The 24,984-nt window shown below is 62.3% G+C and carries 23 protein-coding genes and 1 tRNA gene; 5 read left to right on the top strand and 19 right to left on the bottom strand.

The features are described from left to right. Positions 1–5: 5 nt before the first annotated feature. Genes M3P36_RS10215 through ispG form a run of 3 tightly spaced genes read right to left on the bottom strand, consistent with a single transcriptional unit; the run spans position 6 to position 2,678 of the window. Positions 6–944 carry a hypothetical protein gene (locus M3P36_RS10215; RefSeq protein WP_249703159.1) on the bottom strand — a complete coding sequence of 313 codons (939 nt, stop codon included), beginning with the start codon at positions 942–944 and terminating at the stop codon, positions 6–8. Between the two features lie 11 nt (positions 945–955). Next, positions 956–1,489, bottom strand: coding sequence for a retropepsin-like aspartic protease family protein (locus M3P36_RS10210; RefSeq protein ID WP_249703158.1), 534 nt, complete (start codon positions 1,487–1,489; stop codon positions 956–958). A gap of 49 nt (positions 1,490–1,538) precedes the next feature. Then, on the bottom strand, positions 1,539–2,678 hold the full coding sequence (gene ispG / locus M3P36_RS10205) for a flavodoxin-dependent (E)-4-hydroxy-3-methylbut-2-enyl-diphosphate synthase (RefSeq protein ID WP_249703157.1): 1,140 nt from the start codon (positions 2,676–2,678) through the stop codon (positions 1,539–1,541). Between the two features lie 239 nt (positions 2,679–2,917). Here ispG and M3P36_RS10200 point away from each other — a divergent pair, with 239 nt between their 5' ends. Next, positions 2,918–4,618, top strand: a complete 1,701-nt coding sequence (locus tag M3P36_RS10200; protein ID WP_249703310.1) for a cation:proton antiporter — start codon at positions 2,918–2,920, stop codon at positions 4,616–4,618. Here M3P36_RS10200 and M3P36_RS10195 read toward each other — a convergent pair. From M3P36_RS10195 to M3P36_RS10155, 9 genes are all read right to left on the bottom strand, one after another. Further along, a complete protein-coding gene (locus M3P36_RS10195; protein WP_249703156.1) occupies positions 4,615–5,958 on the bottom strand; it encodes a sensor domain-containing phosphodiesterase in 1,344 nt (447 codons plus the stop codon). The two genes, M3P36_RS10200 and M3P36_RS10195, sit on opposite strands and share 4 nt — an antisense overlap. Positions 5,959–6,024: 66 nt before the next feature. Next, on the bottom strand, positions 6,025–6,543 hold the full coding sequence (locus M3P36_RS10190) for a GNAT family N-acetyltransferase (RefSeq protein WP_249703155.1): 519 nt from the start codon (positions 6,541–6,543) through the stop codon (positions 6,025–6,027). A gap of 10 nt (positions 6,544–6,553) precedes the next feature. Continuing rightward, a complete protein-coding gene (locus tag M3P36_RS10185) occupies positions 6,554–7,483 on the bottom strand; it encodes an RDD family protein (RefSeq protein ID WP_249703154.1) in 930 nt (309 codons plus the stop codon). Then, positions 7,480–8,541, bottom strand: a complete 1,062-nt coding sequence (locus tag M3P36_RS10180) for a stage II sporulation protein M (RefSeq protein WP_249703153.1) — start codon at positions 8,539–8,541, stop codon at positions 7,480–7,482. The genes M3P36_RS10185 and M3P36_RS10180 overlap by 4 nt, the downstream gene beginning before the upstream one ends. Beyond that, positions 8,541–9,869, bottom strand: coding sequence for a DUF58 domain-containing protein (locus tag M3P36_RS10175; protein ID WP_249703152.1), 1,329 nt, complete (start codon positions 9,867–9,869; stop codon positions 8,541–8,543). Before M3P36_RS10175 ends, M3P36_RS10180 begins: the two co-directional genes overlap by 1 nt. An 18-nt stretch (positions 9,870–9,887) precedes the next feature. Then, complete coding sequence (locus tag M3P36_RS10170; protein WP_249703151.1) at positions 9,888–10,844, bottom strand: AAA family ATPase; 957 nt, start codon at positions 10,842–10,844, stop codon at positions 9,888–9,890. A 14-nt stretch (positions 10,845–10,858) separates the two neighbouring features. Continuing rightward, positions 10,859–12,160, bottom strand: a complete 1,302-nt coding sequence (locus tag M3P36_RS10165) for a DUF4350 domain-containing protein (protein ID WP_249703150.1) — start codon at positions 12,158–12,160, stop codon at positions 10,859–10,861. Next, positions 12,157–12,762, bottom strand: a complete 606-nt coding sequence (locus M3P36_RS10160; RefSeq protein WP_249703149.1) for a hypothetical protein — start codon at positions 12,760–12,762, stop codon at positions 12,157–12,159. The genes M3P36_RS10165 and M3P36_RS10160 overlap by 4 nt, the downstream gene beginning before the upstream one ends. Positions 12,763–12,985: 223 nt before the next feature. After that, positions 12,986–13,894, bottom strand: a complete 909-nt coding sequence (locus M3P36_RS10155; protein WP_249703148.1) for a prephenate dehydratase — start codon at positions 13,892–13,894, stop codon at positions 12,986–12,988. Positions 13,895–14,026: 132 nt separating this feature from the next. On the opposite strand from M3P36_RS10155, the gene M3P36_RS10150 reads away from it, so the two are divergent. Further along, positions 14,027–14,674, top strand: coding sequence for a c-type cytochrome (locus M3P36_RS10150; protein WP_249703147.1), 648 nt, complete (start codon positions 14,027–14,029; stop codon positions 14,672–14,674). 107 nt (positions 14,675–14,781) lie between these two features. Here the strand turns inward: M3P36_RS10150 and M3P36_RS10145 are convergent, their stop codons facing one another. After that, on the bottom strand, positions 14,782–15,450 hold the full coding sequence (locus M3P36_RS10145; RefSeq protein WP_249703146.1) for an RlmE family RNA methyltransferase: 669 nt from the start codon (positions 15,448–15,450) through the stop codon (positions 14,782–14,784). Next, entirely contained in the window at positions 15,450–16,691 is a 1,242-nt protein-coding gene (locus M3P36_RS10140; RefSeq protein ID WP_249703145.1) for a Ppx/GppA phosphatase family protein, read from the bottom strand. The genes M3P36_RS10145 and M3P36_RS10140 overlap by 1 nt, the downstream gene beginning before the upstream one ends. Before the next feature lie 187 nt (positions 16,692–16,878). Between M3P36_RS10140 and M3P36_RS10135 the strand changes: the two genes are divergently transcribed. Continuing rightward, positions 16,879–16,952: transfer RNA gene (locus tag M3P36_RS10135), tRNA-Gln, on the top strand. A 566-nt stretch (positions 16,953–17,518) separates the two neighbouring features. Here the strand turns inward: M3P36_RS10135 and M3P36_RS10130 are convergent. Both M3P36_RS10130 and M3P36_RS10125 read right to left on the bottom strand, forming a co-directional pair. Further along, entirely contained in the window at positions 17,519–17,815 is a 297-nt protein-coding gene (locus M3P36_RS10130; RefSeq protein WP_249703144.1) for a hypothetical protein, read from the bottom strand. Positions 17,816–18,442: 627 nt separating this feature from the next. After that, positions 18,443–19,681, bottom strand: coding sequence for a dicarboxylate/amino acid:cation symporter (locus tag M3P36_RS10125; RefSeq protein ID WP_249703143.1), 1,239 nt, complete (start codon positions 19,679–19,681; stop codon positions 18,443–18,445). 214 nt (positions 19,682–19,895) lie between these two features. On the opposite strand from M3P36_RS10125, the gene M3P36_RS10120 reads away from it, so the two are divergent. Together M3P36_RS10120 and M3P36_RS10115 are read left to right on the top strand one after the other, a co-directional pair. Next, the gene (locus M3P36_RS10120; protein WP_249703142.1) at positions 19,896–21,185 is read left to right on the top strand and encodes a potassium/proton antiporter; all 1,290 of its coding nucleotides are present in this window, start codon (positions 19,896–19,898) and stop codon (positions 21,183–21,185) included. Positions 21,186–21,207: 22 nt separating this feature from the next. After that, positions 21,208–22,059: a universal stress protein gene (locus tag M3P36_RS10115; protein ID WP_249703141.1), complete on the top strand. Its 852-nt coding sequence runs from the start codon at positions 21,208–21,210 to the stop codon at positions 22,057–22,059. Between the two features lie 110 nt (positions 22,060–22,169). Here the strand turns inward: M3P36_RS10115 and M3P36_RS10110 are convergent, their stop codons facing one another. The 3 genes from M3P36_RS10110 to M3P36_RS10100 all read right to left on the bottom strand — a co-directional run bounded on the left by M3P36_RS10110 (position 22,170) and on the right by M3P36_RS10100 (position 24,866). After that, entirely contained in the window at positions 22,170–23,549 is a 1,380-nt protein-coding gene (locus M3P36_RS10110) for a GntP family permease (protein ID WP_249703140.1), read from the bottom strand. Positions 23,550–23,874: 325 nt separating this feature from the next. Next, complete coding sequence (locus M3P36_RS10105) at positions 23,875–24,732, bottom strand: universal stress protein (protein ID WP_249703139.1); 858 nt, start codon at positions 24,730–24,732, stop codon at positions 23,875–23,877. Next, positions 24,678–24,866 carry a hypothetical protein gene (locus M3P36_RS10100; RefSeq protein WP_249703338.1) on the bottom strand — a complete coding sequence of 63 codons (189 nt, stop codon included), beginning with the start codon at positions 24,864–24,866 and terminating at the stop codon, positions 24,678–24,680. Before M3P36_RS10100 ends, M3P36_RS10105 begins: the two co-directional genes overlap by 55 nt. Positions 24,867–24,984: the final 118 nt, after the last annotated feature.

Raw genomic sequence — 24,984 nt, 5'->3', positions numbered from 1 at the left:
GTCAGCTAGGCTGTGAGGCGGTCGATCACCGCACGGCTGGCGGCGGTATAGGCCCCGTTGTCATAGCGGTGCGTGCCGACGAAATGGACGAAGGCAGCATCCGTGCTCCAAGGCTCATTCCAGTAATTGAGGTAGCGGCCATAGGGCAGGGCCAGCACGTCCCGCTCGTTGGCCAGCTGGAAGTTCGAGGCGACCTGCTCGGTGCCCCAGATGAAGGTATCCTCGTGGCCGACGAGGCGTTCCATTTCGGCCAGGAATGCGCGCGCAAGATCGCGTCCGGCGCCCCCCGCAGCAAAGCCGGTGAAGCCCGAACAGCCACGGATGTAGCGCCAGCCATGGTCCGGCGAAACGGTGTCGAGGCGCGATTCGATCCGCGTCTGGACGTGGCCCTCCTGCGGGCCTGCGGGATAGAGGCGACGGGCGAAGTCCGCCACGGGCAGCGCGCCCACTGCCGCATCGCCGCCGCCCAGAAGGCAGAAGCTGCGGTTGCGCGAAATGGCATCTAGCAGTTCGGGCACTGCACCAATGGTGACAGTGTCGCTGTCGAGCTGGATCCAGTATTCGCCTGCGCGCCGGTCGAGGATGGTCAGCAGGCGTTCCCATGTGCCCCCTTTCGGGAAGGGATGGGTGGGTACATCGGCAATAGCCATGATCTCCGGATCACCGCAATGCTGCGCCAGGATTGCCCGGTCTGCCGCCGTCAGCGTGCCATCATCGAGGATCGCGATGCGTCCGCGCCCAAGCTGCGACCAGAGCGACTTTACCGCCACCAGGTAGGGCAGGACCACCGCGGTGCCGATCATCGAGAAGATCACCAGACCGTCGCGCCGGGGCACGATCGGGGGCGTGTCGAGAATGCCGAGGATGGCCTCGTTGTGGCGGCCCGCCTCGCGCTTTACGCGCCAGCGGTGCGGCAGGAGGCTTGGCGGCAGGAGGGCGGTCATGTTCATGGCTGTCAGCTTTCCAGGATCATCCGGCCATCGGCGATGCGGACCGATCCCAGGGTGCCGAGGAACGACTGGCCAAGCAGGGATACAGCCAGTCCTTCGGGAATGATGATGGCCTGGACCTGGCTCGCCTCGTGATCGCCGAGCGCCACGCGCGAAAGGGTGATGTTGACTCCCTCGACCGGCCCCGAAGCACCCTGCGCCACCGGGCGGACTTCGTCGTCATGCCAGGTGAGTCCCATGGCCTCGGCATCGGCGCCGGTTAGCGCGATCACGGTGGCACCGGTATCGACCAGCATGCGGAACGATTGGCCGTCCACCACGACATCGGCATAGAAATGGCCGTCGCCATCGCGTTGCAGCACGGCGGCACTGGCCCACCCGCTATCGACCTGTGCGGCGGCGAGCCGGGGGAGGTCTGAACCCGCTTCAGGGCCTGTTGCAGCCCCGTCGGCCTGCCGGTCGAGCGGGCCCCCGGGCGAGGCGACGCCCACGGCGGCACCGGCTATCAGGACGCAGGCAAGGACAATGCGGAAATCCATGCGCCCGCATAGCCGCTTGCCGGTTACTGCGGGGTTACCTTCGCTACGGTTATTCGGCTGCTACCGAAGGCTGCCCCGCATCGGTCATCTCGGCCTCGATCTGGGCGGCCTTCGCCTCGACCAGGCGGACGATATGTTCGACCATGTCGGCATCGTTCACATGGTGGTCGGTCACGCCCGACAGATAGACCATGTGCTTGCCCGCGCCGCCGCCGGTCAGGCCGATATCGGTCTCGCGTGCTTCACCCGGCCCGTTTACCACGCAGCCCAGGACCGACAGCGACAGCGGCGTCTTGATGTGGCTTAGGCGTTCTTCCAGCGTCTGCACGGTGCGGATCACGTCGAACCCCTGGCGCGCGCAGGACGGGCAGGACACCACCCGCACGCCGCGCGTGCGCAGACCAAGCGACTTGAGGATTTCGAACCCGACACGCACTTCCTGTTCGGGTTCGGCGGACAAGGACACGCGGATCGTATCGCCGATCCCGGCCCACAGCAGGTTGCCGATGCCGATAGAGCTTTTCACCGTGCCGCCGATCAACCCGCCTGCCTCGGTAATGCCGAGGTGGAGCGGACAATCGACCGCATCGGCCAGGCCCATGTATGCGGCCACGGCAAGGAACACGTCGCTCGCCTTCACGGCCACCTTGAATTCGTGGAAATCGTGGTCCTGCAACAGCTTGATATGGTCGAGCGCGCTTTCCACCAGGGCTTCGGGGCAGGGCTCGCCATACTTTTCCAGCAGGTCCTTTTCCAGGCTGCCGGCGTTGACCCCGATGCGGATGGCGCAGCCGTTGGCCTTGGCGGCGCGGACCACTTCGGCCACCCGCTGGCTGGATCCGATGTTGCCCGGATTGATCCGCAGGCAGGCAGCGCCCTTGTCGGCCGCTTCGAGCGCGCGTTTGTAATGGAAGTGGATGTCGGCCACGATCGGGATGTTGGACCCCCGCACGATCTGGTCGAAGTGCCGCGTCGATTCCTCGGTCGGGCAGGAAACCCGGATTATATCCGCGCCCGCTTCCTCGCACCGGCGGATCTGGTCGATCGTTGCCGCCACGTCCTCTGTCGGGGTGTTGGTCATGGTCTGCACGGTGATCGGCGCATCGCCGCCAACGGGCACCTTGCCGACCATGATCTGGCGGGACTGGCGGCGCGCGATATCGCGCCAGGGTCTGATGGATGATGACATGGAGAGCTTATAGGGCGAATGCAAACGACTTGAAAGCAGCCTTTGGGACGCATCGGGAACCGGGCGAATGACCGGCAAACACTTGGCGTGGCGTGCCTTATCGCCTGTTCACGCACCCGCAGCCCGAATTGTCGGCCCCCCCTACTTGACTGTGCGCCGAATAATGGGCCCTGTGGTTCAGCCTATATTGTAGGCGTTGGCATGTCGGCGGGCAGATAAGGAAACCGATTTTGGACGTTGTGCTGGAACTCGTCACCGAAACAACTTTTGGCGAGATTGCCGCGTTGCTGGCACTGGCGGCAGTTGTCGGCTTCATTGGACTTGCGGCGCGCCAGCCCTTGATTGTCAGCTTCATTGCGGTGGGTTTGCTTGCCGGCCCCTCGGTTCTGGGGCTGGTTCAGTCGGCAGAGCAAATCGAGTTGCTGTCTGAACTCGGGATCGCCCTGCTGTTGTTTCTCGTTGGCATAAAACTTGATGTAAAGCTGATCCGCTCGCTTGGTTCAGTGTCCTTGCTTACCGGGCTGGGGCAGGTCGCCTTTACTTCGATATTCGGCTTCCTGATCGGCCTGATGCTCGGGCTGGATCAGGTGACGAGCCTCTATGTCGCTGTCGCACTTACATTTTCCTCGACCATCATCATCGTCAAACTCCTTTCGGACAAGCGCGAGATTGATACCCTGCATGGCCAGATCGCCCTGGGTTTCCTCATCGTGCAGGATCTGGTGGTGGTGCTGGCCATGATCGTGCTGTCGACTATCGGCATAGGAGCAAGTGACGATGGGCCCGGCATCCCCTTCGTACTGATTTCCGGACTGGTCATGGTGGGCACGGTCTTTGTGTTCATCCGTTTTCTGGCCGATCCGCTGACATCCCGGCTGGCGCGGGCGCCCGAACTGCTGATGATCTTTGCCATCGCTCTTGCGGCGATGTTTGCTGCGGTGGGAGATTTCGTGGGTCTCGGCAAAGAGGTGGGCGGCCTCATGGCAGGCGTGGCGCTGGCCTCCACCCCGTTTCGGGAAACCATTTCGGCCCGTTTGGCGCCACTGCGTGATTTCCTCCTGCTGTTCTTCTTTCTGGCGCTGGGCTCCAGCCTCGACCTTTCGACACTGGGCAGCAATGTTACCGCGGCAATCGTCTTTTCGATCTTCGTGCTGGTCGGTAATCCGCTGATCGTGCTGATCATCATGGGGACGCTGGGATATCGCAAGCGCACCAGCATGCTGGCAGGCCTGACCGTGGCGCAGATCAGCGAGTTTTCGCTGATATTCGTGGCGATGGGGGTAACGCTGGGGCAGGTTTCGCCAGATGCTCTCGGTCTTGTCACGATGGTGGGGATCGTCACAATTGCGGCATCCACCTACATGATAACCTATTCGCACCGCCTGTATGATTGGCTGGAGCCGGTCCTCGGAGTTTTCGAGCGCAAGGGGACACCACGCGAACCCCGTGATGCGGCTGTCATCTCGGGCGCCAAATACGATGTGCTGGTGTTCGGCCTGGGACGTTTCGGCTCGGCGATCGGACGACGCCTGAAGGAAAAGGGCATCAGTGCGCTCGGAGTGGATTACAGCCCGGATGCCGTGCACAAATGGAGAAGTCTGGGCCTTGAGGCAGAGTTCGGCGACATGACCGATCCGGAGATCATCGCGGAATTGCCGATAGCCTCCGCCAAGTGGATCATTTCTACCGTGCCGATCCAGGTGCAGGGGCTGACGCAGGAGGATTCGCGCCGCGCCTTGATCCAGCTGGCCGGGCTAGCTGGTTTCGAAGGACAGATCGCCGTCGTGTCCCACAACGAGGAAGAAACGCGTGGACTGGCTTCGGCTGGTGCGGACGTGGTCCTCGAACCGTTTGAACTGGCAGCCGAAAGGGCCGTGGAAAACGTGCATCTGCAAGGAACTGAGAGCGGTTCGAGATCCTTGCCGCCGAAAGCGTACTAGCCGTTGGCCGCCAGCAGCGGCTGGTCGTTGCTGGTGGGATCGCCGCGGGTTTCCGTCGCCGACAGATCGGGCGCAGCGTCGTCTTCGGCAAGGCCCAGCATGTGGCGCTGGGCAGCCACCACCGGCAGCGGGCGGGCGAAGAAATAGCCCTGGCCATAATGCACGCCGAGGTCGGCCATGGCGTCGCGTTCCTCTACGGTCTCGATCCCTTCGGCCACCAGCTTGCAGCCAATGTCGCGCGCCAGTTGCACCAGCGCGCCGGTCAGCGCGCGGCGGGCAGGATCGCGGTGGATGTCGCGAGTGAGCGCCATGTCCATTTTCAGGATGTCGGGTTGCAGGTCCACGATGTGTCGCAGGCCCGAATAGCCGGTGCCGACATCATCGATAGCGATACGCACCCTTTCCTTCAGCCGCGCCAGCTTGCGCGACAGCACGGTGAAATCGGGCACCTGCTGGTGTTCCGTCACCTCGATTACCAGGCGGCCGAGATCGACCTGTTCGCTGTCGATCACGTCGAGCTCGCGTTCCAGGGCGCCCGACAGGATCGTGGCGGGCGAGGCGTTAATGGCGACATATTTGCCGCCCGGCACATGGCCGAGCGTTTCGAGCGCGGCGCGCACGGCGGCCATTTCCAGTTCCACCCCAAGGCCCACGCGCTCGGCATCCTCGAACCACTGGTCGGGGCCGCGGCGGGTGGTGTTGGGGAACCGGGCAAGGCATTCCACGCCCATCGGCTCGCCTGTGGCAAGGTCATGGATCGGCTGGTGGAAGATGGTGATGGCATGGCCGTCGAGCATTTCGGATACCCGTGCACGCGCTTCGGTCAGCTCCAGTTCCTCGGCCATGCTCGCTTCGATCCGTTCCGCAGCGAGGCTGGCGAAAGCGCGCACAACGTTGAGGTCGCGTGCACCCAGCGTGCGGTCAGGCTCGCGCCCAAGCGCACAGAAGCTGCCCCAGACGCGTCCATCCGATAGCTTCAGCGGCACGTTGAGGTGGCAGCCCACGGGCAGGAAATCCGTGATCGCCAGCGTCTTGGTGAACGGGTGATCGACCGCATCGAGGATCAGTTCGGGCAGGCGGCCTTCCAGGATGTGCCAGCAGTAGCTCTCTTCCATCGGCTCGCGGAAGCCAGCGCCCATCGGCAGTTCGAGATCGGTGTGCACATGGGTCAGCTCCCGCTGGCCGCCATCGACATAGCGCGAGACGAAGGCGATCTCCAGCCCGAGATGCCCGCGCACGGCGGCCAGCACGCGGTCGATCGCCTCGTCGTGCAGCAGTTCGTCGGACAATGGCCCGGTATTGATGCCCGGCGCGGGCAACTGGATTTCGGCAACGGCCATGGTGCATTCCCAAATAGTATGGGGTGGACCATGCCCGACAATCCCTAAAGCCGGCTTAAACCGGGATTACAGCTTCAGTTCGTAGAGGAATTCGTCGTCGCACTGGTTGCCGACCCAGAAGTGGATATCGGCAATCTTGGCAAAGCCATAGCGCTGATAGAACCGCTGGGCGCCGAAGTTTTCGCTATAGACCGACAGGGTAATAGCATCGGCCTGCCATTCGCGGGCCTGGGCGATGGCCCAGTCCATCAGTGCCGCGCCCAGGCCCAGGCCGGTCATCCCGCCCGCGCAGTAAAGCTGGTTGAGGAAGGCCGGGCGTGCGGGGCGCGGTTCGGGATGTTCATCCAGCAGGTGATCGCGCTGGAGGATGCAGTAGGCGCCAAGCTTGCCGTCCACCTCTGCCAGCTGGACACGTGCTGCTGGATCGGTGATTTTATGCAGGTAGCGCTCCGGCGTGCGCCATTCTGAAATGAAGGCATCGAAGTCTTCCGGTTTGTAAAGGTCGGCAAAGGCCGCTTTGAAAGCGTCGCGGGCGAAGTGTGCCAGCATGGTGGCATCCTCGGGCGTGGCGGGACGCAGGTTCATCGGCACATCCTCATGAATGCTTGTCCGCCTTGCGCTGGCCGAACCGCATGCCGCGTTCAAGGTGCGCGCGCAGGGCGGAGTAGAAGGCTTCAAGGAATTCGCGCTCGTGCCCGGCGCCCGGCTCCCACCCGATCTTGCGGCAGATGGCCAGCATCACTTCGCGCATGGCTTCGGGGTTGTCCTGCCTGAGCACGCCTTCGAGCACTTGCAGTTCGTGCTCGCCATAGACCCTCAGTTCCGCATCGCCGAAGCGATAGTCGCGGCCGTGGTTGGGCGCGATCGACATGGCCTGGGCCAGCCTTACCCGCGAAGCCTCGATCACCCAGGTGCCTGCCACCAGGTCACCGCCGCGCAGACGGTCCTTGTTGAACAGCGGGAAGAGCAGGAACACCATCAGCCAGACGAAGGCCGCCCAGCCCATCACGCCATCGGCCTGCCCGCCCGATGCGAGCATGCCCAGAAGGTAGAAGGTGGGCAGGAACACCTCGATGTCGCGCAGCAGGTTGCGGGCGATCACCGCCTCTGCCGTCAGCCTGCCGCCTCCTGCATCGGCATTGCTGGCAGAAGGACGCGCTGCCACGCGGATGCCCATCAGACGCTTGCCCGGCGTGGCCCCGCGCGGGCCAAGCTCGAAAAACAGGAAATAGCCGTAGCGCGCCAGCCAGAAGGCCATGATCAAGGCCACTGTCGCCAGTTCCTCGGCGGGTGATTGCCCCTCGCCCGACCTGTTGCCCGCCAGTCCCTCGCCAAAGGCCACCAGCACCAACAGCACGACAAAGGCCCCGCCGAACAGGATGATCATATCGAGCAGCAGCGCGCCTGCCCGCGCGCCCCGGCCCGCCACGGTCACAGGCAGGGCCAGCCCTTCAGGCGTCACCATCTCGCGCCTGCGGCTGGCGAGGCTTGCCTGATAGCGGCGACCGGATTTTTCGGCGCTCATGCCTGGTCCTCGCGGCCGTGGGTTCGCGGGCGGGGCATCAGGATGAAATAGGCCAGCCACAGCACCAGCATCACGCCGCCAATCGTCGCGCGGCCCTCTGCCGAGGCGACAAGCTGGCGGGCATAGCCTTCGAGCAGGCCGGCCACGACCAGCATGAGGATGCAGCCTGCCATGACCTGCGCCGCGCGCTTGCCGCTGGCCGAAGCCGCCGCCATGATCGATCGGTTGCCCGGAAAGGCCATCGCCCGGCCGATATGCAGCCCCGCCGCGCCCGACAGCAGGATGGCAAACACTTCGGTCGTGCCGTGGACTGCCAGCCAGGCGGCGAACTCCCAGGTCAGGCCCGCATCGTCGAACAGCCACAGGATCGCGCCTATTGCGGCCATGTTGTACACCAGCAGCAGCAGGGTCGGCACGCCGAAGCAGAAGCCCAGGGCAAAGGCCAGGATGCAGACGCCTGAATTGTTCGAGAACAGGTAGGCGGCAAAAGTTGTCAGCCCTTCGGCGTCCTCCGTCCCTTCCAGCGTTGCAGCCAGGGTCTCGACGCTGGCGCCGGGCTGCCGCTCGCCTGCGAGGCCGCCGGGCATCAGGCGGTAATACCATTCGCTGTCGCGTGCCACGAGCAGCCAGCCGACCACGGTCCCGGCCACCATCACCGCTAGCGCGATGCAGATGTCGAGCCACAGGTCGCGCACAGATGCGCTCCACCCGCCGCCCAGGAAGCCGCGCAGCCAGGCAAACAGCCCGGTGCGCGGGCCATAGACCTGGAACCATGCGCGGCGGACCAGCGATTCCAGATAGGCCAGGGTCGCGGCATCGAGCGATGTCTCGCGCGCTACTGCCAGGCTGGATGCGGCCTTGCGGTAGAGCACCGGGAGGTCGAGCAGGTCATCGTCGGAAATGCGCCGGGGGCGGTTCTTCTCCAGCGCTTCGACGATGGCTTCCAGCCGCTGCCAGTCGGTCTCGCGCTCCAGCCGGAAGCGGTCGGACCTCAGGCTGGCCGCCTCGATTGCAGCGGGCGGTTCGATGGTCTTGCGGGCAAACAGGTTGAGCGCCATCAGCCGATAGCCTCCAGCCGCTTGGCTTCCAGATAGCGGTCGATCAGGCGATAGCCGATGGAATCGTGCGGCGCCTCGATCACGTCCACGCCCAGCCGCCGCAGCCGCTGCAACACGATGGCGCGCTGTTGTGCCAGGCCTGCCGCGACCACGGCGGTGGAAACCTGTTCCAGCGTGACCGGATCGGCGGCGGTAAGGCTTTCCAGTTCCTCGTCGCGCATGGTCACGAAGATCACCAGGTGATGCCGCACCAGTCGTTCCACGCTCTCGACCATTAGTTCGGCCGAGGTCGGATCGGAGAAGTCGGAGAACAGCACGATCAGCGAACGTCGCTTCAGCCGCGCTGTCAGGGTTGCGAGCGCGAGGGTGAAATTGGGTTCGCGTGGCACATAGTCGAGTTCGGCCGCGGCGGTCTGCAACCGGTGGAAGCTGCGCGTGTCGGTGATGAACGGGGTCATCAGGCCCGGCTTGTCGGCAAAGCCGAACAGCGCCACCCGGTCGCCCCCTTTGAGCGCGACATAGCAGGCAGTGAGCGCGGCAGAGACCGCCCGGTCTATCCGTGGCAGGCCATCGACCGGCTCGCACATGGCCTGTCCGCAGTCGAAGGCAAAGACGATCTGGTTGTCGCGTTCGGCCTCGTTCTCGCGGGCATAGAGCGCCGTGTGGCGGGCGCTGGCCTTCCAGTCGATCCGGCGGCGGTCCATACCGGCCTCGTACTCGCTCAAAGCCTCGAACTGGGTGCCTTCGCCCCTGATGCGGCGGGCGATCAGGCCGAACTGAGCATCGCGCAGGAAGGCCTGCAACAGCGGGGAACGGGTGGGGGTAAGATCGGGCCAGACGCGGATCTGGTGGTCGATATCCTGCCGCGCCTGCCGCAGCCCCAGGCCAAGCGGTCCGTGCCACCGCAGCCACACGGTATCGATCCGGCCGGTTCCGCGCCGTTGCGGCACCAGCTCCACGCGGCCAGCAAAGCGGCTGGGCTCGCCGGTCCCGGCCAGCTCCAGCAGCGCCATGCCGCCTTTGCCAAGGCGCGGATCGAAACCCAGCGCCACTTCCGGTGGCCGGGCATCGCTGTCGCGATCAATCTCTGCCCGCACTGTCACGGCGGCAGGCTGGCCCACCTCGGCATCGGCCACCGGTTCGACCGAAAGCGACACAAGTCCTCCCGCCAGCCAGCCATCGACTAGCATGACCCCCAGCAGCGCCAGCGCGATGGCAGGCGCTGCCACCCATGCGCCCGGCGTGGTCGCGGCCACCACGACCGCCAGCGGCGCCAGCAGCACAAGCAGCCCCAGCATGCGGGCCGAAGGGACGATGGGAAAGGTCATGGGCCTAGCGCCGGTTGCTCATCGGGGCGCCTCGGTCTGTTCCACCAGCGTGGCCACCAGGTCCTCGATCTGCCGGCCTTCGATCTCGGCGGCGGGAGACAGCAGCAGGCGGTGGCGCAGGGTGGCCGTGGCCAGCGCCTTCACATCGTCGGGGATCACATAGTCGCGGCCCTGCAAGGCGGCGCGGGCGCGGGCGGCATTGGCCAGCAGCACTGCGGCACGCGGGCTGGCGCCGCTGGTGATTTCGGCATGGTCACGCGTTGCCCGCACCAGCCTGACGGTGTAGTCGATGATTTCGGCCGCCAGGGTCACGTCCTTCAGGGTGGACTGCGCTGCGGCGATGGCGGAACTGTCGGCCACGCGGGCGATGCCGAAATCCTCGGGCCGGACGGGGCCGGTCGAATTGCCGAACCGTTCCACGATCCGCGCCTCTTCCTCAACGCTGGGATAGGGCACGATGATCTTGAAGGCGAAGCGGTCAAGCTGGGCCTCGGGCAGGGGATAGACGCCCTGGTTCTCGATCGGGTTCTGCGTTGCGACGACCATGAAATGATCGCCAAGGTCGTGCGTTTCGCCATCCAGCGTCACGCGCCGTTCCTGCATGGCTTCCAGCAGGGCCGCCTGGGTCTTGGGCGGCGTGCGGTTGATCTCGTCGGCCAGCAGCAGCTGGCAGAAGATCGGCCCGCGCGTCAGGGTGAACTGGCTGGTCTGGAAGTTGAACAGGTTCGAGCCCAGGATATCGCCCGGCAAGAGATCAGGCGTGAACTGGATGCGCCCGAAATCAAGGCCCGTTGCGCGGCTGAAACACTGCGCCATGAAGGTCTTGGCCGTGCCGGGCGGACCTTCCAGCAGCACGTGGCCGCGCGATACCAGGGCGATCAGCAGGTGCTCGATCGTATCTTCCTGGCCGACCACGGCCTTGCCCACTTCGGTCCGGATGGCTGCCGCCAGGGCGCGGGTGTCATCCAGGGTCATGCTCGTTTCAGCGCTCATTGCAGAAGCGTCCTTTCAAGTGATCTCAATGCCAGCGCCGCGCGGACCAGTTCGGCCGGACGGCGCGCTTTTCGCAAGGTTTCGGCGCTGGCGGCAAAGCCGGGGCCATCAGCACCACGCTGGACCAGCACGGCATCGATCGCCGCATCCCGCCTGTCCGGCTCGGTTTCGCGAATGTTCAGTGCGACGGCTATCCGCGTCGCCACCATGGCAGCATAGGGCGCGCCAAGCAGGTGCCAGCGGCGGGTGCGCTCGACCAGGGCCGCTCCGTTGCGGGCGAGCTGCGTCTTGCCGTGCGCCATTTCGGGAATGTCGGCCAGCGGCGGGCCGAAGCGATGGAAGGCGCGCCAGCCGATCACCAGTATGGCCAGCAGCAGGCACAGCGTGGCAGCGAGGAAAGGCGGGCGGAACGCCAGGGTCAGCAGGTTCTCGCTGTTGCCGAAGCCCGGCATGGCGAGGTCGAACACCACCGGCACGTCCATATCTTCCATCGCCAGTTCGACCAGCGTGACCGCGGCCAGGGCCCGTGTCCGGTCGGCCATGCCGTAATTGTTCATCAGGTCGGGCTCTACCACCACGACCAACGGGTAGAGATCGCCGTCCTGTTCGTCCTCCTGGTCTACGGTAAACACGACGCCCGCCGCATTGGCCAGGCCGGGATGGAAGCCGTTGCGGTTCCAGTAACCGGCCAGCAGATCCCCCTCGCTGTCGGTGATAAGCGGGAACAGCTCCTTGCCGGACACTTCGGTCACGGCCTGGACAATGCGGTTATCCGGCAGGTTGCCCGCCAGTCCCATTCCGCGCCAGCCGGAGGTGCCGCCGTGGCCAAGGGTCAGCGGCTCGAACAGGGGTATCTCGTCGAACCACGCCGGGGACCACCCTGGCGACAGCCGGACCCAGTCGTCCCGCGCTTCATCGGGCGCGTTGTCGGGCAGGGGGCTGCTCATCCACTTGGGCAGGATCACGATTGTCGGGCCGACATAGCGGCGCTGCTGCAACACATCGTCCAGCACGGTTGGATCGGTGAAGATGCCGGGCGTCAGGACCAGTAGCGTATCATATTCCTCGCGCGACGATTGATCGCGCGACGTGCCGACCTCGAACCCGCGCCGCTCAAGCAGGTCAACCAGTGCGGAATAGCCGTCAAGCGCGTTGGAATTGGCATGGGCGGTCACCCGCATCCGATCACCCGTCCAGCCAGCGCCGATCGCATAGAGAAACAGCAGGAACGCCCCAGCGCCCACCACCAGCACGGCGGCGACAGCCTTGGGGTTGAACGGATTGGCCGCGCGGCTCATCGGCCTTGCCCCGCTTTTAGTCCGCCATAGCCGAGCGCGAATTCGGCATAGGCGGCGCGGGCGGCGTGCCAGTCATCGGCCGATAGACTGCGCAAGGCGAACAGGCTGCGCTCCACCCGCTCGGCAATTGTGGCAAAGGCCTTGCGCGCCACTTCGGGCAGTGCGGGCAGGGCGGAAATCTCGCGTGCGGTGCTGGATGGATCGATCAGGTCGGGCCGGGCATCGGCAATCTGGCCCACCGAACGGCGGAGCAGCAAGCGCGTCGCTTCGTCGTACCGGCCTTCGGCTGCCAGCCGGTCAGCCTCGTCGAGCAATTCCAGGGCGCGTGCCTGGTCGGGCACGAACCCGGCTTCCTCAATCGGGCGGCTGCGGGGCGCAAGCACCAGCGGTTCGACAATGCGCCAGATGGCGAAAGCGACCAGGGCGACGACCAGCGCCAGGAGCACCCATTTGATCACCGGCCAGTTGGGCCCGACAAACCGGGCGACCGGATCGAGGGCCGAGGCGAGCCATTCGAACAGGTGCGACAGCCAGCCCGGTTCGCTTGGCGGCGCGACCGGGATCTCCACCGGGGCGAACTGCACATCGCCTTCGGCACGCATTGCGTCCCAATCGCGCGCAAACTCGCTGTTGTCCTCCGGCCTGGCCCCCGCTGTCCTCGTCACAGCAGCGTGGTGGCATGGCTTGCGGGGCAAAGCAAATATCCATTGGGCCTGATCTTTTTACCGCGGCCAGATCGCCGACGAATGCCGACTGGCGGCAGGGCGCCTGCCGCTCCACGCCGATTTCGTGCGCGATTACTGTGCGGCGGAAATGGTCTGAGGCCTAGCCCCGTTTGCGGGCCTGGGCATAGGTGCCGAGCATGCGCACCTCCTTGGCGTGGAAGCGCAGTTCGGCCAGGGCATTGTCCACCCCCAGATCGCCCGGTGCGCCGACGATATCGGCATAGAACATGGTCGCGGCAAAGCTGGAGCCCTGCTGGTAGCTTTCCAGCTTGGTCATGTTGACGCCATTCGTCGCAAAGCACCCCAGTGCCTTGTAGAGCGCGGCGGGCACGTTGTTCACCTCGAAGATGAAGGTGGTCACTGCGTCCTGGCCCTTCAGTGACGCAGGATCGCGCGGCTCTTTCGCCAGCACGACGAATCGGGTGGTGTTGTCCTCGGTGTCCTCCACCCGGTTGTCGACAATGGTCAGGCCATAGAGGTCGGCGGCGATGGCTGGCGCAATGGCGGCAATGGCCGGATCGCCCAGCTCCTTGACATGGGCTGCGGCTCCCGCCGTGTCGGCATGGCTCAGCGGCACCATGCTGCGTTCCGCCAGGTAGCGGCGCGACTGGTTGAGGGCGTGGATATGGCTGAAGGCCGCCTTGAACGGCCCGAAAGTGCCATCGGCGTTGGGCAGGGCCATCAGTGCGTGGTGGATGGCCATGAAGTATTCGCCGACGATGGACAGGCCGCTTTCGGGTAGCAGGAAATGGATGTCGGCCACGCGCCCGGCCTGCGAATTCTCGATGGGAATCATCGCGCAACCGGCGGCACCGCTTTTTACCGCATCCAGCGCATCGCCGAAGCTGAAGCACGGCAGGGGCAGGCATTCGGGCGCAAATTCCATGGCTGCGCGGTGCGAATTGGCCCCGGGAGCCCCTTGAAAGGCAATGGCGCGCGAAGGATCTGCGGCGGCGGCGGCGCGCATGCTGGCGACCAGTTCGAGCGCGGGAGCGGGGAAAGAGTCCATAGGCAAGGCCGCGTAAAGATACGCGACGCGGCGGACAAGCCACTATCGGCACTTGCGCCAATCGCTCCGCCTTACTAGAGCGCGCCCAAACAGGCTTATGCCTTCGGGTTCACTCTGGCAGATGATTGTTCCATGACAGACCGTCTTAATACCATTTTCGGCTGGCTGCTCTTTGCCGGTGTCGTCGCCCTTCTGCTGCGTTTCGTGGTGGGATTTGCCATTCCGGACACCGAGCGTCCGGAAAACCTCGGCTATGTGATCGAGGGCGTGGAAACAGGCAGCGCGGACGAAGGTCCGTCGTTTGCCGCACTTCTGGCCCAGGGCGATGTCGCTGCCGGCGAGGCATCCTTTGCCAAGTGTATTGCGTGCCACACGATCGCCCAGGGCGGCGCCGATGGCATCGGTCCGAACCTGTGGGGCGTGATGGGAACCGGGATCGGGCAGCACGCGCCTGGTTATGCCTATTCCAGCGCCCTGGCAGAACATGGCGGAGTATGGGATTTCGACAACATGTCGGCCTGGCTGGCCAGCCCTCGCGCTTTCGCCAACGGCACCAAGATGAGCTTTGCCGGCATTGGCAATGCGCAGGAACGTGCCAACGTGATTCTGTACATGCTTGCCAACGGCGGCGGCCCCGCCCTGCCGCCGGTGCCGGTGGAAGAACCAGCCGGGGGTGAAGGCGATGCCGGACTGATCGGCGATATCGATACCGTCGATACGCCGGACGTTGATGCCGCCGCAGGGGTTGACCAGAGCCCTGCAGTGGGCTCGGTCAGCTAGGTCCCGCCATGCCTTGAGAACATGAAAAAGGCCGGGAGCGATCCCGGCCTTTTTCGTTTGTGCGTTGATCAGCAATCAGTCGGGGGGAATCAGGTAGTCGGCGGGAATCAGGCCGGCCGTCCCTTGAACCCCTCTGCCACGACATACCATTCCGAGGAGCCCTTGCGGCTGGCGGGTGGCTTGGCATGCTTCACCGTGCGGAAGTGCGTCTTGAGATAGGCCAACAGGTCGGTATCTGTGCCGCCCGCCAGGACCTTGGCCACGAAGGCTCCGCCTGGCTCCAGCACGTCCACCGCGAACCACGCGCCCGCCTCGACCAGCCCCATGGTGCGCAGGTGATCGGTCTGCTTGTGGCCCACGGTATTGGCGGCCATGTCCGACAGCACCAGGTTGGGCGGACCGTCGAGGGCAGCGGTCAGCAGTGCCGGGGCCTTTTCGTCCATGAAATCCATCTGCAGGATGGTCACGCCTTCAAGCGGTTCGGTTTCCAGCAGGTCGATGCCGACGATGGCCGCGCGCGGGGCCAGCTTGCGCACCACCTGCGCCCAGCCGCCCGGCGTGATCCCCAGGTCCACCACGCGGGTGGCGCGCTTCAAAAGATCGAATTTTTCATCCAGTTCCAGCAGCTTGTAGGCCGCCCGGCTGCGGTAGCCATCGGCCTTGGCACGCTTGACATAGGGATCGTTCAGCTGCCGCTCGAGCCACTTGGTCGAGCTTTGCTTGCGCTTCTTGTTGCTTTTCAGCCGACGATCTACGTCCTGTCCTGCCCGTGCCATTAGCGCCGCGCCCCCGAGTTTTGGCGCGGACCAAGGGCAGCAGCGGCCTGGGCGCCGCGCACGTCCGCCGTCATCAGGGATCGCAGGATACCTTCCCGGATACCGCGATCTGCGACACCAAGCCGCGTTGCAGGCCAGATGTCGAGGATCGCTTCAAGGATGGCGCAACCAGCCACCACGAGGTCGGCCCGCTCGTTCCCGATGCAGGCCAGTTGGCGGCGATCGGCAGGACCCATGGCCGACAGACGTGCGGAAATCGAGCGCATGGCATCGGACGGCACGATCAGGCCATCCACCGCGCGCCGGTCATACTGTGGCAGTTCGAGGTGCAGGCTGGCCAGGGTGGTGACTGTGCCACTGGTGCCCAGCAGCCGCAGGTCGGGTGCGCGGCGCGCTTCCAGCCGCTGGGCAAAGGGACTGAAACTTTCGGCCACCAGTTGCTTCATTTCGGCATAACGGGAAAGCCGTTCCGCCTCGGTTTGCCCCTCGTCGCCCACCGTTTCCGACAGCGAAACCACGCCCCACGGTACCGATTGCCAGTCGAGGATGCGCGGGATCGGGCTGGCATCGGCGCCACCCTGTTCGATCAGCACCAGTTCGGTGGAACCACCGCCGATATCGAAAATGACCGCCGGGCCGCGCCCGTCTTCCAGCAGGATGTGGCAGCCCAGCACGGCCAGCCGCGCCTCCTCCTCGGCGCTGATGATATCGAGCACGATGCCGGTTTCTTCGCGCACGCGGGCAATGAATTCACCGCCGTTGGTTGCCCGGCGGCATGCTTCGGTGGCGACCGACCGGGCAAGGTGGACGTTGCGCTTCCTCAGCTTGTCGGCGCAGATGCGCAGCGCGCCCACGGCGCGATCCATCGCCTGCTGCGACAGCTCTCCGGTCTGGGCCAGCCCTTCGCCCAGCCGAACTACGCGGCTGAATGCGTCGATCACCACGAAGCTTTCATCGTGCGGGCGAGCGATCAGCAGGCGGCAGTTGTTGGTGCCAAGGTCGATTGCGGCATAGGCCTGCCGAGCGATGGGGTGGACCGATGGAAAGGTCACGGGGGAGGGTGGAGCACTCTGGCGCGGGGCTGCCGGGTTGCCAGATCGCGCGCGATCGGGCTTGTTGCCAGGTCCGGTGCCGGTGCCCGGGCGCGGGCTGTCCGGTTTCCTGCCGGGGTGCCCACGCGGCCTGCCCCTTGGTCCACCGGCGCGGTTGGTGCGCCCGTCCGGCGGAATCACGTCCGCCATGGTGTAAAAACTCACAATCGAAAACCCGCCACACGAGCGGAACCTGACATCGGGTTACCCCATGCAGTCACCGGGAGCAAGTCGCGCGGCTCTGCATTGCAGGGATGTGGCCCTGAAGTGGGCCATGAAGTGAGGAAGCACCCCTTGACCGAATGCGGACCGCCCTATAGAGGCGCCTCCTCGCGATTGCCCCGTCGTCTAACGGTAAGACTACGGACTCTGACTCCGTCTATTGAGGTTCGAATCCTCACGGGGCATCCATTTTCTATTTATATATCAGAGATATATGAGAGAAATGGCGCGAGGCATCTCCTCGCGCCATTTCCTTGTATTCCCATGCATTTCTGCGCTTTTCCAAGTAGTCTCGGCAGCTCCATGCAACATGGATGCAACATGGTGCAACGCCGGAGCGGGCCGTTCCCTCGCGCATGTTGCGGTATTTCGACCCCTCCTAATCGCCTGGGGGAAAGCAAAATGGCTCGTGCCAACGCAATGATGGCCGCACATTGACTGCGACTTTTGATGCATTCAAAACGCTGCTAGGCCGCACTGAGTATGGTCTATCAGAGAACTACAAGCATGAGGTGATCGGGCATGCCAAGTCAGCGCTAGACAAGCGCTACATTCAGGAGATTCCGCTGGAGGACACATATCCTGCGATGCGACACTGCGCATATGCAGGGCTGGTCTTGCCACCCAGTCCATGACGTCATTCAATGCGGCAGCCGCCGGGGATCGTGCGTAGGTATCATGCCTTAAATCGTGCGGTGTGCGTCGGAAGTCCGATGGGTAAGCCAGTGCCCGGCACCGGCTTACCCATGCGGTTGCTACCGCAGCAAATAACCCACTATGCTGATCAGGATGAGGCTGACCAACACCATTGTTAAATGACGGCCCGACATAGGCAGTCGATCAACATGATCTTTACGGAAGTCAGCATATCCAGGCGCAATATCCTGATTGCAACTCATCATGGCAACGTCGAGCGAAGACGCCTCCTTGGCCCACCAAGTTTTGATGTCTCGAATTTCCGCATCGGACAAGTCTGGGTATCGCCCAAAGAGGGCGGCAATGTGCATATCGCGCTCCGACTTAACGGAGTCGCCAGTGTCTTGAGAATCCATGATCTATCCTGAATTTTTCGGATTGTGGCTCGACCTGATCTGGTCAGGTCGACGAATTGGTCAGGAGATGTGGGGAGGTGCGCGGGGGCGCGAGGCCGTTCGGAGCCAGTTTGCCGAATGTACCCTATGACTGGGCCCGGCAAATGGGACAATGATCGTAAACGATAGCGCTCCTGCGGGAACCAGCGGAGGGCGGTCGGGCAGCGGCGGAAGTGTGGGTTTTTTCGGTGTCGGCGTGGTCTGGGTCAGACGTTCCCGCGGACCGGGAAGCGCTACACTGCTCGATTCCGCGCTGAACGTCGGTCCATTCGCTGGGCTGAGAGCAAGTGGTCCCGAGGGTATGGCCTGGAGCGCGACAACGGCCAGCAGCAGGATCGTGACGATTTGCAGCCGGAGGAGCTGAGTCAAAGTTGGTCGTGTATCAGGCATCTGCCAGCCTTAACGACTTCTAACCGCTGGTGTCATGATATGCGGGCACCACGATCATCTTGAAGGGAACAAACTGCGAAAGGGGCGAAGGTAGCTTAGCCTTAGTGCGGCATGCGAAAACATCACTGCCACATACCTCCATGGTCCGGGCTCGGCTACTCTCTTATCGTTGGTGTTGGTGGATCTTCCCGCCTGAGGTCAGTCAACCTTTATGGCGTTGCGCAACAGCGTTGCTGCGGTGAGGTCGCCCGTCACGTTGACGACAGTTCGACACATGTCGAGTAAACGGTCCACGCCGAGGATGATGACCAGACCTTCCGCAGGGATGCCAAAGCCGGTTGCGACGCTTGCCAGTATTGCGATGCTAACGCCGGGAGTGCCAGGAGCTCCGATTGATGAGGCGACCAAGGTGCCTACCAAAAGAAAAACCTCGGCGCCGTGCAGATCAACACCGGCCATTTGGGCAAGGAACAGTATGGCTACGCTTTGATAAAGTGCTGTTCCCGCCATATTCATCGTTGCACCCACTGGCACCACGAGATTGGCAACCGGCTCGGGCACGCCAAGCCTTCGCGCAGCTTGAATGGTGGTAGGCATAACGGCGGAGGAACTTGAGGTGGAGAAGGCGAGCAGCAGATTCTGCCCAGCGGCCTGAAGGAATGTACCCAAACCATGGCCCCCGAGCACTCGCAGCGATATAATGTAGATCGCAAACAGCAGGACAAGACCGAGCAGCACTGTGCTTACATAGGTGAGTAAGCCCATGATCGACCCAAGACCGATCTGCATCATCAACTGCGCCATCAACCCGAATACGGCCAGCGGAGTGAGCATCATGGCCCATTTCACGACAGTCATGGATATCGACATCAGCGAATCCAGAAGTGCAAGGAAAGGCCGAGCCTGCTCCGTTCTAACCTGAGTGGCCGCTAAGCCTGCAAGAATTGCAAGGATCACAACGGCTAGGAGGTCACCTTCTATGACCGATGCGGCTGCATTGGTGGGCAGAACGCCAACCAGAAGATCCGGCAACATTTTGAAATCGAAAGAATGCATGCCGGATGGAGGCACTTGGGCTGGAGCGGCGGCGGGAAGATCAAGCCCGTCTCCTGGACGAAGTAGCTGAGCAAGGGCAACGCCGATCAACGAGGCGATCGTCGTTGTAAGAATGATGAATGCGCCCAGCTTGAGACCGATCTTGCGAAGGGCCTCATTAGAATTTCCCCCGGCAAGGCCCCCCACAATCGAAGAGAACACCAGCGGCACCAGCACGATGGCGATGAGACCAAGAAACAATTTGCCGGGAATACCGAACCAAGCTCCCAGAGTCCGGGCGGTCGATTCTGACACCACACCCGTCTCCGGCCCGAGTACAAGCCCGACACAAATGCCAAGTCCCATGGCAAACAGCACTTGTGCCCAAAGTCGCGAACGCATCCAGATACGAAGCTTTGCCCGTTGTTGGTAAAGACCGGCGGCGCTGGGAGTTTTATCGCTTGAAAAAGTAATGGGGTTGCCTCGCTCGGTTTGAACTCGCCGTAATCTAGCCCATCGCCACACCAGACAGCAAACCCTACAAGCGCATCGACGACATCCGTGATTGCATCGAGAGGCGAGAAATGACTCCTCGGAGGGAGGCATGGCGTAGGTTGTGCTTGACGGCTTTAGCGACAGTGACGAGATGGAAGCCATGTCAGTGGCAAATCCCGAAATCATGCTTCTTGCTGTCGGGATATTGCTGTTTCTAACGGTATTCGCAGGCACTCTGTCGAGCCGCTTTGGCCTTCCTGCGCTAATTGGCTTTCTTGCGCTGGGGATGCTGGCCGGGGAGGACGGGCCGGGCCGGCTGTTGTTCGATGACTATGTCCTGGCCCAGTTCATCGGTGTGCTGAGCCTCATCTTCATCCTGTTCTCGGGGGGACTTGATACGGTTTGGAAAAGTGTCCGACCCGTCGTGAAGCCCGCCCTGCTGCTGGCCACTCTTGGGGTCTTGATAAGTGCCAGTGTGACCGGAGCCGCGGCGGTTTACCTGTTGGACTTCACCCCGATCCAGGGCTTCCTGCTCGGGTCTGTCATTGCTTCCACCGACGCTGCGGCCGTGTTTGCGATCTTGCGAACCAAGGGAGTCGATCTTCGATCCGACGTGCAGGCACTGATCGAGTTCGAATCGGGTTCCAATGACCCCATGGCGATTTTTCTCGTGGGCGCGGCCTTGATGCTTTTGGCGGCCCCCACAGCTCCCATCGGCGGTCTGGCAATCGACTTTTCCATGCAAATGGTCGGTGGTGCCGGCGTCGGTCTGATAGTCGGCTATTTGCTGCCAGAGACATTGAACAGGGCGCATTTTCGCTATGGCGGATTGGGCTTCGTGATTTCGATTGCTGCGGCCCTGCTGGCCTATGGTTTGGCAGAGGTCTTGGGGGGCAACGGATTCCTTGCAGCTTACGTGGCCGGGCTCCTGGCAGGTAATCGCGTGTTTGCGGCCAAGCGCGCGGTATCGACCTTTCAGGATGGGTTGGCATGGTTGGCGCAGGTCGCGATGTTCTTTACGCTCGGCCTCCTCGCCACACCCACAGAGCTGCTCGACATCATGGGGGCAGGTTTCGCGATTACAGCGGTGTTGATGTTCGTGGCTCGGCCCATCAGCGTATTCGTCTGCCTTGCTCCGTTCAATTTCGATCTTCGCGCCAAGCTGCTGGTTTCGTGGGTAGGATTGAGGGGAGCAGTTCCTATTGTGCTAGCGACCTTCCCGATTGTTGCAGGGGTTCCAGGCGCGTTCACGATCTTCAATATCGTTTTCTTCGTGGTGTTGGTTTCCAGTCTCATCCAGGGGCCAACCCTCGGCTTGGCCGCGCGATGGCTGCGGCTTTCCAGGGAGCCTTTACTGACTGAGGCGGACCTGGGTACTGACGGGATTGAAAGTGATATGCCCTCGCGTTAGTCTTGCTGAAAAGGAGCCCAGCTTGCTTGAGCAAATACTTGTGGCGTCCGATCTTTCACATCGGTCGGAAATAGCAATTGCCCGCGCAGCGGAGCTTGCCAAGCGTTTTGGCGCTCGGCTGTATGTGCTCCATGTGGTCGAGCACGATCAGCCTGATAGCTACGTATCGAGCGAAATACGACAGACCGAAGAAGCTCTCACCGTAGAGGGCAGCCGTCTGGAAGATCAGTTCGGAATCGAGGTCGCGGTGCATGTTGTTTCAGGTGACCCATTCGAAATGATCGGCGATTTTGCGGCCCAGGTTAACGCGCATCTGATTGTGATGGGCCGGCATCGGCGGCGACCGCTGCGCAATCTGTTTATCGGCACGACAGCCGAACGGGTAATCTGGCGGGGCACCCATCCGGTCTTGATGGTGAAGGGCGAAGGTGCCGGCAGGTATGATCGCATCGGCATTGCGCTGGATTGTTCAGAGCCCTCGGGCGCAGCTTTGAAACTGGCTTACTCATCGGGGCTTCTGGAAGATGCGCAGGTCTCGGTAGTTCATGCCAGGCTCCCATTTGCAAAGACAATGCTCGCAGCTCACGCGAACCATGAAGCGATAGAACAGCATGTATCCTCGGAGATGAGGATTGCTCGCGCAGAGTTAACCAATTTTCTGCGGGAGAACGATGCCGGTGATTTGACGAGCCGCGTCTACCTGGAGGAAGGCGAGCCAATTGCAGTGTTAAGTTCCTTCATAGACCGCTCGGTGCCCGATTTACTGGTGATGGGAACTCATGGCCGACAGGGACTTGGTCGCTTGGTGCTTGGCAGTGTAGCCGAGGAAGCCTTGCGGACACTTGAGGTGGATATCTTGGCGGTGCCAGTTTAGGTATTCCGCTTATCGGTAAGCTCTCCGCTGTAGCCATCGGGTTAGAAATGGGGAGCGGTTATGTCGGGCGGCATCGAAGCCTTTGCCGCAATTGCTGCGGTATGGAGGCTTCAGAAGCTCCCGAAAAAGGTCCCGATTGTAACAAGCAGGATTAGCGATATGATCGGGATCAGCATCGCCACAACCGCAATGTCCTTGTAGGCTTCGCGGTGGGTCAAGCCGCAAATTGCGAGCAAGGTAATGACGGCGCCGTTGTGAGGTAGCGCATCCAGCCCCCCGGTCGCGACGGCAGTAACCCGGTGCAGCAGGTCGGGAGAGATCCCTGCTTCTTGTCCCATTTGCATGTAGGTCTCACCTAGGGTGGAGAGTGCTATGGACATTCCTCCCGATGCCGAACCCGTCATACCAGCGAGGATATTCGTTCCAACTGCCAGCGAAATAAGGGGATTGTCACCACCGATCGTCACGACCCAATCGCGGATCAAGCTGAAAGCTGGAAGCGAAGCAATAACAGTGCCAAATCCCACGAGGCTTGCAGTGTTGAAAATAGGCTTCAGCGAGTCCTTCGCACCTTCATCAAGCGTCCGGCTCAATCCGTCGGACAGTCGCCGCCAGTTCAAAGCCACCAGCGTGAGCGATGCGATTGTCAGTGCAGCGATGATCGACCAGACACCGCGCAATGAAACAACGTCTGCCTCGCCAAACTCTGGCCATGCGAGATAGTCAGTGTTCATGCGCGGGATGATCACAAACGTGAAACCCAAATTGAGCACTAGGACCAGCACCAGCGGTGCCAATGCGACAGCAAGCGAGGGGACTGAATGAGCCAAAGTGTCCTTTACTGGCGTTGCGTCCTGCCATGGAGCGGGCCCCATTCTGCGGGCACGCCATTCGAGCCATGCCCATCCGAGGGCAAACATCAAGGTGCCGGTTATTAAGCCCAGACCAGGTGCAGCAAATGTCGTGGTGCCGAAATATGGCATGGGGATTGAGTTTTGTATGGCTGGCGTCCCCGGCAGTGCTGTCATGGTGAACGTGAAGGCACCGAGGGCGATAGTGGCTGGAATCAGGACCTTGGGAAGACCGGATTCGCGGAACAGCGCAGACGCAATGGGCCATACTGCAAATGCCACAACAAATAGCGACACCCCGCCGTAGGTCATCAGGGCGCAGGTGAGAATCACTGCCAAGATTGCCCGGTCTGGGCCTAGTCCGCTGGTAATGGCCTTGGCAATCACCTGCGCCGAACCGGACACCTCAATCAACTTGCCGAAAACAGCCCCCAGCATGAACAGGGGGAAAAACTGGATGATAAACTCGCCGGTGGAGCGCATGAAAATTTGCGTATAACTGGCCAGCAAGGGCCCGCCCTGGCTTGCCCAGACCGCTAGCAATGCAAGCGCAGGAGCCAGCAGCAAGAGACTTAGGCCGCGATAGGCGAGAAACATCATCCCCAACAGGGCGACAATAATGACCAGTATGCCGAACACGGATTAGCCCCTACGTCGCCTGCCGGAGTGAAAGTCAGTAGCTTGCTTAGTGGATGCCCCCTAGCCCTAAGAACGCCGCTGGACAGGCACTATCCTGGCGGGAGGCAGGCTCCATTCCTTCTACTTCCAACTCCTCAGCGTATTGGCAATCTCAGCCGAGGCTTTGCTGCTCAGGCACCAGATAACGCGCGACAGACGCTCGCCCGCGCGATACCGAAGGTGTTTGCAACCTCGGTGTTCCCCAGCCCATGGTCACGAAGAGCTGTCGCTCCCGGCCAATCAGGTTCGTCAACATGGCAACGATAGACGGTCAACGATCAGGCATTCAAATCACAGCATTTGCTACCACAAGGACATCGATCGCCGAATTTCCGGCGATGTCCTGGGCTACGCTGCCCAGCACGAACTTCTCTATTCCCGATCGTCCGTTGGTGCCGATGACGATGAGATCGGCCTGCTCGCGTTCCGCTACCCGCCGGATGGTCTCGGCGGTCGCAGTAGCCAGGGGAACGATCACTGTTTTCGAAGGAGTGATGCCGCTCGCCCGCACGTAATTCCGCATACTTTTCGCGGCCTCGTCCTGCTCGACTGTTTGCGTATTCTCCAGTTGGCCGATGAGTTCGCGCTGCACACTGCCGACATCGCGTTTCTCAAAACCATGCAACACAATTACGCGGACATCATCCAGCATTCCAAGAGCGGAAACTGCGCGCGCTGCGATGATCGAGCAATCTGAAAAATCGGTTGCGATGAGGATGCTGGAATAGTTTGCAGCGGGCATTCCATTGGCGATCAAGACCGGACAGGGTGTTTCTTTGAGAACCTTTTCCGCAGTCGTCCCGAGAAATATGTCCTTAAGTTGATTTGACCTATGCGGCCCCAGTACAATTAGTTCGGCTGCCCGGTCCCGGGCAGTTTCAGCGAGCGCACGGTATGGGGATCCTGTCATCAACGTGTACTCGCACGGCACGCGATCGTGGCGGCTAACCGTACCGGCCGTTTCGCCGAGGACAGTCCGCAGTTCGACGGCCTTTTGCTCGACGTCGAATGTATTCTCGGGATCGTCGCTCATGGTGTGTGTCAGGATCAGACTGGCGCCGGATTGGCGTGCTAACAGAACGGCCCGCCTTAACGCTCGATCAGATCGAGGAGAGAATTCTGTTCCGACAATAAAGGTGCGCATTCCGCCTCCTGAAAGCATTCCAAGCCTTCGCTTTCGCCGCCGACGCCGCTTGATGTCAGTTCCTGGACCGGGCTGCCCTGCATCCTCGCATCTGGATCGAACGTCTTGGCTCTGAGTATCATCTGGCTGCTCACAGAAGAGCATAACATCAATGATAGTGCGCAGCCAGATAGTCCATCAATGGAAGAGTTCACGCCAAGGTACTAAGTCAAATATGATGGTCCTGGTTTTCGGCCCAAACCTTACAAGCAC

It is taken from the genome of Altererythrobacter sp. KTW20L (assembly GCF_023501975.1).
Taxonomy (GTDB): Bacteria; Pseudomonadota; Alphaproteobacteria; order Sphingomonadales; family Sphingomonadaceae; genus Alteraurantiacibacter.
This window is presented reverse-complemented; position numbering and strand designations above follow the sequence as displayed.

Coding starts and splice junctions, on each gene's coding strand:
- M3P36_RS10215 (WP_249703159.1), bottom strand. CDS start 944: ATGACCGCCCTCCTGCCGCCAAGCCTCCTGCCGCACCGCTGGCGCGTA.
- M3P36_RS10210 (WP_249703158.1), bottom strand. CDS start 1,489: ATGGATTTCCGCATTGTCCTTGCCTGCGTCCTGATAGCCGGTGCCGCC.
- ispG (WP_249703157.1), bottom strand. CDS start 2,678: ATGTCATCATCCATCAGACCCTGGCGCGATATCGCGCGCCGCCAGTCC.
- M3P36_RS10195 (WP_249703156.1), bottom strand. CDS start 5,958: ATGGCCGTTGCCGAAATCCAGTTGCCCGCGCCGGGCATCAATACCGGG.
- M3P36_RS10190 (WP_249703155.1), bottom strand. CDS start 6,543: ATGAACCTGCGTCCCGCCACGCCCGAGGATGCCACCATGCTGGCACAC.
- M3P36_RS10185 (WP_249703154.1), bottom strand. CDS start 7,483: ATGAGCGCCGAAAAATCCGGTCGCCGCTATCAGGCAAGCCTCGCCAGC.
- M3P36_RS10180 (WP_249703153.1), bottom strand. CDS start 8,541: ATGGCGCTCAACCTGTTTGCCCGCAAGACCATCGAACCGCCCGCTGCA.
- M3P36_RS10175 (WP_249703152.1), bottom strand. CDS start 9,869: ATGACCTTTCCCATCGTCCCTTCGGCCCGCATGCTGGGGCTGCTTGTG.
- M3P36_RS10170 (WP_249703151.1), bottom strand. CDS start 10,844: ATGACCCTGGATGACACCCGCGCCCTGGCGGCAGCCATCCGGACCGAA.
- M3P36_RS10165 (WP_249703150.1), bottom strand. CDS start 12,160: ATGAGCCGCGCGGCCAATCCGTTCAACCCCAAGGCTGTCGCCGCCGTG.
- M3P36_RS10160 (WP_249703149.1), bottom strand. CDS start 12,762: ATGCGTGCCGAAGGCGATGTGCAGTTCGCCCCGGTGGAGATCCCGGTC.
- M3P36_RS10155 (WP_249703148.1), bottom strand. CDS start 13,894: ATGGACTCTTTCCCCGCTCCCGCGCTCGAACTGGTCGCCAGCATGCGC.
- M3P36_RS10150 (WP_249703147.1), top strand. CDS start 14,027: ATGACAGACCGTCTTAATACCATTTTCGGCTGGCTGCTCTTTGCCGGT.
- M3P36_RS10145 (WP_249703146.1), bottom strand. CDS start 15,450: ATGGCACGGGCAGGACAGGACGTAGATCGTCGGCTGAAAAGCAACAAG.
- M3P36_RS10140 (WP_249703145.1), bottom strand. CDS start 16,691: ATGGCGGACGTGATTCCGCCGGACGGGCGCACCAACCGCGCCGGTGGA.
- M3P36_RS10130 (WP_249703144.1), bottom strand. CDS start 17,815: ATGGATTCTCAAGACACTGGCGACTCCGTTAAGTCGGAGCGCGATATG.
- M3P36_RS10125 (WP_249703143.1), bottom strand. CDS start 19,681: ATGCGTTCGCGACTTTGGGCACAAGTGCTGTTTGCCATGGGACTTGGC.
- M3P36_RS10105 (WP_249703139.1), bottom strand. CDS start 24,732: ATGCGCACCTTTATTGTCGGAACAGAATTCTCTCCTCGATCTGATCGA.